The 12565-nt window shown below is 40.7% G+C and carries 3 protein-coding genes and 1 pseudogene; 1 reads left to right on the top strand and 3 read right to left on the bottom strand.

From position 1 onward, the window contains the following. Positions 1-101: 101 nt before the first annotated feature. Positions 102-296, top strand: a pseudogene (locus tag DK858_RS02060) (hydroxyacid dehydrogenase); the annotation flags it as partial. A gap of 184 nt (positions 297-480) precedes the next feature. On the opposite strand, the gene DK858_RS02055 reads toward DK858_RS02060, so the two are convergent. From DK858_RS02055 to DK858_RS02040, 3 genes are all read right to left on the bottom strand, one after another. Then, complete coding sequence (locus DK858_RS02055; protein WP_162556432.1) at positions 481-843, bottom strand: YibL family ribosome-associated protein; 363 nt, start codon at positions 841-843, stop codon at positions 481-483. A gap of 796 nt (positions 844-1639) precedes the next feature. Beyond that, positions 1640-1906, bottom strand: a complete 267-nt coding sequence (locus tag DK858_RS02045; protein WP_109396011.1) for a MafI family immunity protein — start codon at positions 1904-1906, stop codon at positions 1640-1642. A 12-nt stretch (positions 1907-1918) separates the two neighbouring features. Next, entirely contained in the window at positions 1919-12538 is a 10620-nt protein-coding gene (locus DK858_RS02040; RefSeq protein ID WP_109396010.1) for a hemagglutinin repeat-containing protein, read from the bottom strand. Between the last annotated feature and the right edge of the window lie 27 nt (positions 12539-12565).

Here is a 12565-nt window from a genome sequence, read left to right as displayed (position 1 = left end):
CGTTCAGAGTCAGTCAACGTCTGATTGATCTTTAAAGCCCTGCGGGCTTTTCGCCTTATATCCCCGCCCGCATTGGGCGAGAGTTTACGGCGTTTTTCGCTAAGCTGGATCAGTTTTTAAGTTTCAACGATCGTGAAGTATTACAAGGCGCTGGTGGAATGAGTAAGAAAGCCGCAGATGAAAAAGCCAAAGAGATATTTGATATCTATGCTTAAAAGCGTCGTCAATTAAAAGAGGCAGAAGGGGCGAGGGCGAATATTGCTGCGCTGAAAGATTTGCTGAAAAGAGGTAGGTAAAAAAGGAGTTATTCTATTCTTTTTTATATTAACTCCAATTGTCAGGATCAGCTCTGTGCCAGAAGTGGAGATAGTAAATATTGAAGGCTAATTATTTACTGATGGTTCATAACAATGAAAAGTATATTAAGAACCAGCCAGTATTAGTGGGTCATTATAGGTTTTAGGTGGATTAATTTTCTAACTAAAAATCAGTCTTAGAAAAACCGGTCATACCATCCAATCCCATTTCGCGACCTAATGCCGTCATTGGATGGACAATGATCAGTCCTCGCACTGCTTTTTTCAGTTTGCCAATATCCGCTTGTTCTCTCTTAGTGATGATGCGTTTGAATGGCATACCCACCAACTTCTGTGCTTCTTTGCTTAGTTTTTTGTTACGCACTTCTTTCAGATGAACGATTTCAGTTTCCAGTGCCGCTTTTTCTTTCTCAAACTCTGCGTATTTTTCTGCTTCTTCCGTCAGTGAGATATTTGCCATTTTGTGGCGAATAAGGTCTAAACGGTCGCTAAGAAGTTTAATTTGTGTTTTTTCGATTTCTTTCATTATTAATAACCGTGAATAAATTTCTTGCCGGCAAGTATACACCATTCTGTGTAAGAGAGTGAAAAGGGGGTATTAGTTGGTCGCTATTTACTATTTATTGATGATCTTATGGTATCGAGAAAGGTTTTATGCCTCTAGTTGTGATGTATTGCATGTAGAACATTACGTATTCACTCACTTAACTGGATAGTTGATTATCTGGTTAAGTGAGTCGGAGTTGAGCCAACAAAGAGAGCCTTATGTAAGAATTTAAAAGTACGCTTCCAATGAATTGGTGAAATAAATTAGAATATGTTATTTCGAGAGTAGTAGTTACATCCTTACTACAATGAAAAGAAGGATCATGGTTATTAGAAATAAAGACAAACTGTAATTGTTGAGGAGTCGTAAAATTAGGAACTTCAAAAATGTATATTAATCCATTGACTGCTTGAAGTTTTTTTCCAATAACATTGCGAGCCCATATTTGATAATGTTCAAATAAATATTTCATTGTGGTACACCTTTTAACGCATTTTTTACTGATACATTACTCTTTATAATCAATTGTATATCACTCATCAATATTCATTCGATATACTTCTTTATGCATTGATTTTCGTAAAAAATTATGTGCTTCTTTTTTAACTCTCCTTTTTCCTTGAAAACTTTGAAAGGCTTCCTGAGCTATGCTTTACATAACACCATTTAATTCCATTAATTTTAGGAAGGAGGTAGTCCTATGGCTAAATACGATTGTTATGTTATCAGTGTCACTACAGAGATCCCTGTATAGGATGGAGATCCCTATAATTTATTATTTTTTTACTATTAACTCTTTCATATGTTGTAAACTGATATCATTACTATTCATTTTTAGCTCATTAGCAATATTAACTGCTATATGATACTCCTCCGATGTTATGGGGATGTCATATTCACTGATATGGTCACAAATAGTTTCAAATGCTAGGCCTCTTTCATCATATTCTATGTAATTAATTGCATCTTGTAATAACTCAGTATCTAAGCGATCAAAAAAGAGTGTTCCAAAGTTTTTAATTTGGATATCTAATTTAGTCATGATGTATCATTCTCACTTAATTGGCTTATATGCTTTAGGTACTGGATTTGGATCAGGAAACGCAGTTACTACTTTACCTGTTGAAGGTAAGTAAACAACCCTGATCCTAACTCCATCTCGTTCTTCGTAAGCAACCCATCTAGCTGGTTTACCCTTACTAGTAAAGGTTCCTCCAGTTCCAGTTTGCGCGTACCATTGAGTTGTTGGTGATGTGGTTATATCACCAATTTCATGTATTATTTTTTCTGATGGCCAATTAGATGGAAACGTTGCCTTTCCTGGGTTGCCAGGGAATATATGTCCACCACTCTTAAGGTTATCACCATATAATATGTGCTGCTTCGCTTCAGGAGAAAGTATATCTACATAATTTTTAGGTTCAATTTTGCCAACTGTGTTTTTATAAGGCAATGAGTTCCCATTAAACTTACCATTAGGATGCTCAACATCTATCACTTTACCTGTATCTTTAAAGCGATATTGACCTATTCCTGCATCCCAACTTGGAATTTCCTTACCGCTTTTTGCAAATGCTAAATAAACTTTCGCTGCCACAAATTGAAGTGTTTTCGCTTCTGTTGTTGGTGGTGTGTTGCTTAATATTTCAGCAGCTTTTTCAGGTGTCATTTCCTGCTGTGTTAAAAATACATCAAGCGGAATACCTGTCAAATTACCCCATGCTATCAAAATTCCAAGAGCCGGATCTTGCCCCTCTGGATGCGTTCCTTTTACTGCTTTCGTTAAAGCTGCATTAATTTCTTCTATACTGCCATCATTTTGGGCCATTGAAATCGCTAGTGATGAAACTGACTGCCCATAATCAGCCATACCCGGTGGCAGATCTTGAGGCTTGAAGAAGTTATTCTCAACCGCATTTTTCCCTGTTTGTGCGGCGGTAACAGCACCTTCTATATTACCGGTTGATATTCCGCCCGCAAGCCCGGCGGCGAGTTGGCTTAATGCGCTGACTTGCTGTTTTTCGTTTTCAGTAAGTTCGCTGATTGTTTTATTAGGGTAGAGGTTTGAGGCGATAACTCTAGCGGCTAATTCACCGCCGCCAGCGCCTAAACCGCCAGCTACAGCCGATTGATTATTCAGCTCGGCAGTCACTGCGCCTAAAATCGTATGCGCTAACGCATTCGCGGCGATATTGACTTCACCATCGACTGTAGTACGTTCCTTGATTTCAGTGGCGAGATAAGGTGATGCCCCACTGGCTAATGCACCAGCAAGATTATTGTCAGATAATGCGGTTAATGCCCCCGTCACCGCTTGGGTGGCTTTTTGTAAATCACTGCCTGTACCAAAGCGTTCCATCGCGTGGTTGTACTCTTTGGTTTCACGCAGCTCATTCACACTCAAGTTTGGATGTTTTGCTTGTGCTTGTTTTAAGCCCACGATATCCCCTTGGGTGCGAATAATATCCATCGCCTGATTGCCGATTTCGCCAATTAGCTGGGCTTGTTTTAAGCGATTTTGCTCTTTATCTTTATCAAAGATCGGGTTGATACTGCCGTCATTGGCATGTTCAGTATCGCGGCTTAATTGGGTGATATTTTGGGTTTGATTGTCGGTATCACGAATAAGCCATTTACCATCAGAAACCGCGGTTTTGGTTGTGCCTTGCGCATTATCTTGGTTATTCGCGTTCGATAGTAATCCACCGACCATGTTATTCAGCAGATCTTTGCCTACAGGTCCACCGGTACTCATTGAGACACCACTGTGTGAGGCTTCAAACTCGGCTTTATTGTGGATATCGTTCCAGCCTAACGTGCCCGTTTCAAGGCTGTTTTTGTCTTTATCGGCAGTTGATGCAATCACTGCGCCATCAAGCTGAGTATGCTCTTTTACCTTAACATCAAAGCCCTCTTTGCCAGCAAACAGCCCAGTTTGCTCTTTAACGCTGTCGTAATTGCTGTGTAGCTTGTCTTTACTCGCACTAAAATTAAGGGTTGGATTACCAGAGCCGAGAGTATAACCGCCGCCAAGGCTAATATTTTGCTGTTTGGCATCATAATGGTCGCGATCTTGCTGACTTTCTAGGGTGAGATTACGCCCCACATTAGCCGTGATCTGTTCACCGCTGACTTGTGCCCCTTTAAGCGTTGTATCGCGCTCGCTGGTAAGATTCACTTGCTTACCGGCATTTAAGGTGGTTTCTGTGTGAGTGACGCCATTGCTATTCTCGCGACCTTTACCGGCATTTACGCTGGCTGAAAGATTAACACCAGCACCGCCTTCACCTACGCCTAAGCCAACCCCTACACTGCCGCCTTTGCTGCTATTTTTGCTTTGAGTGCTTTCACTATTTTGCGCAGATGAGAGATGGATATCTTGTGCCGCATTTAAGGTGATTTCGTTACCTGCTTTAAGTTGGCTTCCTTCAATGGCAATATCACCGCTGGTTTTCTCTTTATTTTTACCTGTGGCGGTAATTGAGAGGTTTTGCCCTGCATTGAGTGTACTGCCTTGAGAAACGGCACTTTCAGTGTGTGTCTCGCTTTTCGAAGATTGGCTACCATAAGAGACGCTCACACCAATGGTATTTGTCGCGCCTTTTTCAGCGCCGTCATCACCGGCTTTCACACCTGTTTCTGCATTTTTCGCGGCGGCGGCTTGTGAAGTTAAACTGTCTTGTTGATAAGCAAGTCCTGCTTGCACACCAGAGAGTGCGGCTTTAGTCCCTTGTAGTGCACTTAAGCGACCATCGCTCTCTTTTCTCGCTTGTTGTGCGGTACTCACCGCCGTATTGAGTGCACTGCCTACGGTGCCTGATAACGCTACACTTAAGCCACTTTGTTTCGACTCAAAGGTCTCTTCACGGGTACGTTTATCAAAACCGGGGTCGATTTGAACGCTATCACCCGTCAAATTGATCTCTTTATTGGCGACAATATCAGCACCACCAATATGCAATTTATCATTGGCGGTAATATTGACATTACCTTGGGTACTGCCAATGGTGCTGGCGCTTTGGCTTTGTGTGGTACCTTGTTCATCGACTTGATGACGAGAAGATTGCTGACCGATGGTGAAACCAATACCGCCATTACTAAAGACACCCCTGCGCTTTTTCTCTTCCAGTAAGTAATGCGAATCCGTTTCTGTTGCTGCAACAATATCTACATTATTGCCCGCTTTTAGCGTGACATCATTTTCTGCCACAACGGAAGAGCCGCTAACTTGAATAGCCTTACCTGCATTGATATTGACTTGTTCACCACTGATAACGCTACCTTGTTCGCGTGTAACGTGGTTATGTTGGACAATGTGGGTACTGCTTGAGCTTAAAAAGCCTTTGCTATTTGAATGTTGTTCTAGAAACTCACTCTGTATCTCCGTTGCGCTATTAAGGGTGATATTTTGTTTAGCTGTTAAATCAATTACCCCTTTTTCACTGTGCAGTGTACTGCCTGTAACATTGATATCATGCTTCTGTGCGACAATATCGACACCTTGTTGCCCACTAAACGTGCTACCAGTAACACTATTTTGCGAGGTTTCAACCATACGGTCACTACGTTTACTGCCACTGTTAACTTGCTCGTTATCTTGATCTTCAAAATGCTGATTTGCTGCATGAATATCAATATGCTGCGCGTTAATACTGATTTTGCTCTCTTGACTATCAACTTGAGCACCTTGTGCTGTAAGTGCATTACCTGCATTTAATATCACCCCTTTATCGCCACTTAAGGTGCTTAATAGCAGACGTTCTTCTTTGCGAGTATTGCTAACAGAAGAGGTACTACTATTGGCTTCAAGATGCGTTTTGGTGATGGTGCTATCGACAATAATATTGAGACTATCGCCAGCATTGACGGTAAGTTGTTCACTTGCTTTGGCTTGGCTACCTTGCAAGGTGATATCTTTTCCTGCGGTTAAATTGAGATCACCACCAGCATTCAGTTCGCTGCTTTGTGCGCGTTGCCATTCACCACTTATTTGGGCGAGACGGTGTTCTCCTGCTGGTTCTATTCCGTCACTGGTGCGATTACCCATTGCGCCGGAAATCACACTAATTTCCCCTGAATGCGTACTTCTTGCGGTGGTGATGGCTAAATTATCACGGGCATTGAGATTGATATCGTTTAATGCATCCAGTTTTGCGCCTTGTAGCTGAATATCATTGCCTTTTAACGAAATATTGCTGCCACTTAATGACGCTTGGCGTAAGGCGTCTTGTAAATGGGTACTCAGTGTAATGCTATCAGCTTGAATATTAATGTTTTCTGCATGAATATCGCCACCTTGATGTGCAAATTGTTTGGCATCAATGTCGATGCCTTTATTTGCCAGTAGTTGCCCAGCATTATTCACGCTATTGGCAGAAAAATGTAAATTATTACCACTGACAATGGCACCACTGCTGAGTAAGTTTAAGGTTTTATTTGCTAAGTATACTTTTGGTACTAACACCGTTTGTGAGCCTTGTGCGGTATCCACCGATTCACTGACTAACCAAACGATATCTTGTTGTAATGCCGCAATTTGTTCAGGCGTTAATGACACTCCGGGGCGTAAATTAAAATCACTGGCGACGTTAGCACCATTGTTCATTAAGAATTGATACTGCGTCATCGCATCCCCTTCATAAAGAGAAGGGCGTCCAGTTAATTTTAAAACCTGTTCACGAACAAGGCGTTGTTCGTAGGCTCCATCACCTAATCGTTTATGCACTTGAGAAGGTGAATAATCCACACGAGAGAGCAGATAATCACTACTAATAAATTTACTGCGGCGAGTAAAACGCTCATCAGTAACAATTAAGAATGGGCTATCTGGCGATAAATGTTGTCGAAAGAGTCCGTTATTGGGGATCTCGGTGGCGATATTGCCTAAATGTTGTTTTTCAGTCAGTGCAATTTCAGCAGGTAAAAGAGAGCGTTCGAGTGGTGAGGTTGCATCAGAATGAGTTAACGTTGTTTTATCGCTGACAATAAAATCAGTATTTACTTCCTGTTTATTTGCCCCCTCGATCTGAAAGGCGAGGGGATTACGTGCAAATTCAGCACGTTGCGCATCTACTGCTTTTAATGCGGCTTCAATGTCATTAATTTGTGCCGCATTAACCGTGGTGTTGGTAATGGAAGTGCCTTTGATGGTGACATTACCATTTCCTGAAATAACGCTATCAATGGGAGTTAATGCGGTGGTTTCATCATGATCAAATGAAGGGTACCAATGATTTCCACTAATATCATAATGATCAACAATCTTTTCTTGGCGATGTTCATTAACGGAATAGGCTTTGTTCTCAAGTTTTCCGCTACCTTCAATGGATTGATTCCCCGTTGAAATAATTGTACTCGCATCATTGAAAAGCACCTCAGAAACATTCACTTTCATCTTTCCACCGGAAAGAATACGAGCTTCGATGCCTTCAGAAATCAATTTATCGCGAGTGGCGGTTCCAGATACGGTTCGTTCTCTTAAGCCGCTATAGTCACTGACATAAAGAAGATTATCGATATCAAGGTGTTGTTCAGGAGCCCAAATTTCATTGTAGCCACGATTGTGCTCACGCCACACCGTATTATGGTAAGGGGTTGGTGTATTTTTCTGGCGGTTAGCATGACCTCGTGTTTCATAGAAAGTCATGGCATAACTACCATCACTGTTGGGTTTTAACGCGAGATAGTTGACCCAAATATCAGTCAATTGCCCCTTATTGTTTTTAACCCTAACTTGCGCTCGCTTATTATTTGGGTCAATTTCAAGTAGCGTACCATATGTGTTTTCGATGGCAGCTTGCTCATTTTTAAAAGTGAGTTGTTGAGTCATTGATGTCATTTGGCGACTATCGTTATGATGCTCAACTTCAAAAGAGCGCCAATAATAGTTATAACGATGCCAACGGTAATGACTGGTTTCAGCTTCTCGCTCAATACTTAAGCCTTCACGTAAGTTATTTAGTTGCTTCGCACTAAGCGAAATATCACCTTCGGCTTCTATCACACTTGCTTTATTTTCAATCAGTGCGCTTGATAGTGATAATTTGTCACCACTGTAAATCATTGCACCGCTATGATTAGTTATGCTGTCGCGCGCTGTTAAATCCGCCGATTGTGTCATGGCGATAACGGCATCTTTTCCTTTGTTATCGATAACGTTCGCGTTGATCACTGCGTTATCGCCCATTAAGGTTGCCGTGTTATCCAACCGATTTATCTTAAAAGCAAAATCATCTGCTTCAAGACGTCCGGTGTTGCGCGCAATATCGCTTGTGAGAGTAAGCGCTTTACTGACGAGTGAGCCTTGATTAGTAAACTGTGCGCTCTGTATTGTTAACTCGCTGGGTAGTAACCAGTGGGTTAAGTTTGTAAAAGCGCCTGTAATAGAAAGGGAGAGTGAATGATTACTACTTAGTATATCGCCAGCTCGTTGTATATAGTCTTGTGCCGCAGTCAGTGTTAATGAATTTTGACTTTGTAAGGTTCCACCTTGATTATCGATGGTCTGCGTATTAACCGTGAGTTTATTACCACTTTGGATTACACCTTGTTGATTTAATAAAACTAATGGTGGAGTGAAAGGAGGATTTTTGGCATTAATCTCAATGCTGTCATTGGCTAAAATATTCCCTTGTTGGTTATCAAGCGAAGTCAGATTTATCAGTGATAACCGGTCGTTACTTTGTAATCGTCCTTGTGTGTTATCGATGTTTTTTGCAGAAATCTCATTTCGAGTTGTGCCCCAAATCAAGCCATTATCACGGTTGTTTAACGTATCTGTAGTGAGATTTAATATTCCTTGGCTACTTAAGATGCCGTTATTGTGGTTATCAAATTGGGTTGTTTTAATATTTAGCGCTTGTGTTGAAACTAATTGCCCTTGCTGATTTTGTACTTGGGAAGCGTGAATTGATTGATGTTGATGACTTCTAATTTTACCAAGGGTGTTATTCAATAAACCCGATAAGGTTAGGGTAATAGCCTGTTGACTATCAATTGACCCCGATTGATTTTGCAGTGATTTTGCCGTTAATAAGAGAGCGTCTGCGCTTTGTAATTTTCCTTGGTGATTATCCAGTTCATTTTCAACCAGAAGCTGCATCTGTTTTTGGCTATACAGCAAGCCTTGCAGTGAATTATCGATATTTTTTGCAAGTAATGTCAGTGTATTTCCAGTTAACCATTGCCCTGATTGATTGAGGATAGAATCAATTTTACTTTGAGGCAGTTCACCTCGTGCATTAATCGCTTTTTGTGCACTGATTTTGCCTTGTGTATTGTTAATATTATTTGCAATACGCAAATCAATATTATCGTTGGATTGGAAAATACCGTTGTTATTATTAAAGATATTACCTGTTAAATTCGTTGCTTTTTGGCTTTGAATTTGCCCAGCTTGGTTATTAAAAATAGCTGTTTTAGCAGACCAACTGCCCAAACTGCCTATCCAACCTTTTATATTAAGAATATTAGCCGCTTGTAAGTATTGTGATGATTGGCTAAAAAGGCGGCCTTGACGATTATCCAGTTGATTAACCAACTGAATATCTAACTGATTTAATGCATTTATCTCACCTTGAGTGTTAATAACATTATTTGCCTTAATTAAGGTATTTTCATGACTAGTGAGTTTACCGTCTTGGTTGAGTAAATCGTTTTTTAACCAGAGTTGTAATGCTTTTAGGCTAACAATATTACCTTGTTGTTGATTGGTTAATTGACCGCCCTTGAAGGTTAAAGCGCCATGACTGTGTACTATCCCGTTATTGTTATTAAATTGGCTGGTTTCAGCGCCTTGCCAATCTAATGTTTGCTGCGCGGTGATTTTACCTGCGGTATTAATTACATTGCCGTCAGTATTTAAGGTGAGAGCATCTGCTGATTGTAAATATCCCTCTGTATTATCAAGCGTATTAGCGTGAGCTACTACCTGACTTTCAGCTTGTGTAACACCGCGTTGGTTATTCCAAATGCCGTGCGTTTTTGCCATGAGATGTTGACCTGCTTCAAGCAAGCCAAGGGTATTATTGATGGATTGATGAGAGGTCAACTCAAGGTTTTGAGTCGCAACAAGTTTACCTTGCTGATTAGCTAATTGGTTTGTCGTAATAACAAGTGATTTAGCGCTAATTTCGCCAGTTTGGTTATCGAGTTTTTCTTGGCTACTTAGTGTGATTTGTTGCCCAGCAAGTATTTTTCCTTGGCTATTTTGAAGATTTTGGGCTTTAAGTTTGGCATTGCCACCACTTTGTAAAATACCTTGTTGATTATTAATATCGCCGCTATTGGTAAGAGACAGATCTTTATTCGTCAGTATTGTGCCAAGTGTATTATCAAGCAACTTATTTGCTGTGATATCGAGCTTCTCTTGCCCAATGATCTTTCCAGCAATATTACGGATGGTGTTGGCTTGAAGCGAAAGTGCTTTTGCACTGATATTGCCTTTAGCAGACATTAACGTCTCCGTTGTTAATGTCATATTTTTACTAGAAAGTAGTTGTCCTTCTTGGTTATCGATATTTTTTGCGAAGAGATTAAATAAATTTTCGCTTTGGATCGTTCCTTTTTTATTATTCAAATCGCCTTGTGTGGATAAGGTTAATGTTTTACCTGCTGCGATAATGCCTTGGCTATTATTCAGCGCTTTTGCGGTTGAAAGCGTAAGTGCGTCTTGGCTAACTAATTGTCCTTGAGTGTTATTTAGTGAGCCTGCTTTAATCTCGACTTGGCGACTATTGATCGTACCTAATTGGTTATTAATTATATTATTGGTATTTAAAACCAACTCATGACCTGAAAGTAAGCGACCTTTTTGATTATCAATGCCTGATTTTGTTGTTAGCGTTAATTCCGATTGGCTTTTAATGTCACCTGATTGGTTATTAATAGTATTCGCATCGAGAGTAAGTGCGCCATTATTACCTAATATGCCCTGCTGATTATTGAGTTCACCCTGAAATTGCCAATGTTGTTTTGCGCTATTAAGTGTAACTAAACGGCCGTTTTGATTATGTAGACTGCCAGCATTGAGTTTTAATTGATAGGCTTCAATGCTGCCTTCGGTATTATCCAGTTGTCCGCGTAATGCTAAACCACTTTCGCTTTTTCCCGTTTGTGTCCAAATTCCTTTTTGGTTAAAGAGATTATTGGTATTGATATCCCAGTTTTGGGTTTTAATTTGTGCCTGTCGAGACGAGATATCTCCTGTTGCTACAATATTTGTTTTATTGGTGTCAATTTGCGTGTTATTTAAACGCACGTCACCTTGTGTGGCATTCAGTGTTAACGTCGATGCCGCAATTTGGCTTTGACTTAAATCGACATTCTTCGCTGTTGCATTAATCTCTTTTTTACTGAGCAAATGACCATTAGCGCGAATATTATTTTCACTGCTTAAGGTAAGGTTGGCACCTTGGTTGATTTGGCTATTTAGATTGCTGCCAGCAAGTAAATTACCTTGTGTCTGTATCTCTTTTTTAGCGGTTAAGGTGACATCTCGCGCTGCGGCTAGTGTGCCTGATTGAATAAGCGCACCTGCTTGGCTTTCAACATGTAATGCACCACCGCTATGTAATTTACCTTGGTGTGTCATATCACCTTTTGCCAATAACATGATATTGCTACCTGCTTGGGTGATGGCTTCTTGTGCTTTAGTCGATTGCCAAACTAATTGTCCATTACTGGTAACGGTTAAGGTTTTATCGGCTTGCAAGTGACCTGCTTGATTGCGAACACCAACGCCATCTTCAGTACCCACCATGCGAATTTGACCGCTGTACATTCCCCCCATTTGTCCCATATCAATGGCAAATTCCGGTTGAATGTTGCTGTCTTTATTTTCTTTATTATTCAGTGCGGTAGCTTTATTTTGTGCATCGATATTATTGCGACCGGCAACGACATCAATTTTTTCTTTTGCCCATACTCCGGCATTGATTTCTACTGCTCTCGTTAATAAATCCACATATTGAGTATCATGGCGGCTATCACCATTTAAGCCACCCCCCTCAATGCGGATCACGCCTCGTTCAACTTGGTAACCCACTAGACTTCCGTCACTATCGAGCTGGGGTTTACCTGTTGTTAAGGTCATTCTTCCTGCATTGATGGTGCCACAGCCATTACAAATAATGCCTGCTGGGTTGGCAACAATCACTTGTGCTTTACTACCAGCAACTTCAAGAAAACCTTTTATCTGGCTAGGATTATTACTGTTAATTTCGTTGAGAATGACACGAGCAGGGGCTGTATTGGAATTTAAATTAGGATTTCCTTGGATCATGCCTGCGGTTTGTGTTGACGTCATTACCACAGAGTTATTTAAGATTGCCCCTTTTTGCTCAACATCAAATTGACGGTATTGGTTATGAGATATGCCTGCACTATTGGGGGCAACAATATTGACTTGTTGTAGACCATTTTGCGTATTAATAACATCAGGACGTTGATTTTGAGGTGCTCGATTATCGGCAATAATACCATCAGCCAATGCACTATTGCTGCCTAAAACTAGCCATAATAACAATATGGTGCGACGTAGTGTTACCCATAAACGTACACCTTGGGAGCCCCTTGTTTGTCCTGCTTCAGCACTACAACTTTTGGTTAATTCTGAAACAACACGTAATTCCCCATGGGTACGGCTGAAGATAAGGCGATAACAATGCTTATTCATAAATAATACCTTTAAAATCAACAATCC

It is taken from the genome of Proteus faecis (assembly GCF_003144395.1).
In the GTDB taxonomy this organism is placed as follows: domain Bacteria; phylum Pseudomonadota; class Gammaproteobacteria; order Enterobacterales; family Enterobacteriaceae; genus Proteus; species Proteus faecis.
Note: the sequence above shows the minus strand (reverse complement) of the source record. Positions and strands in the feature narration are given on the sequence as shown.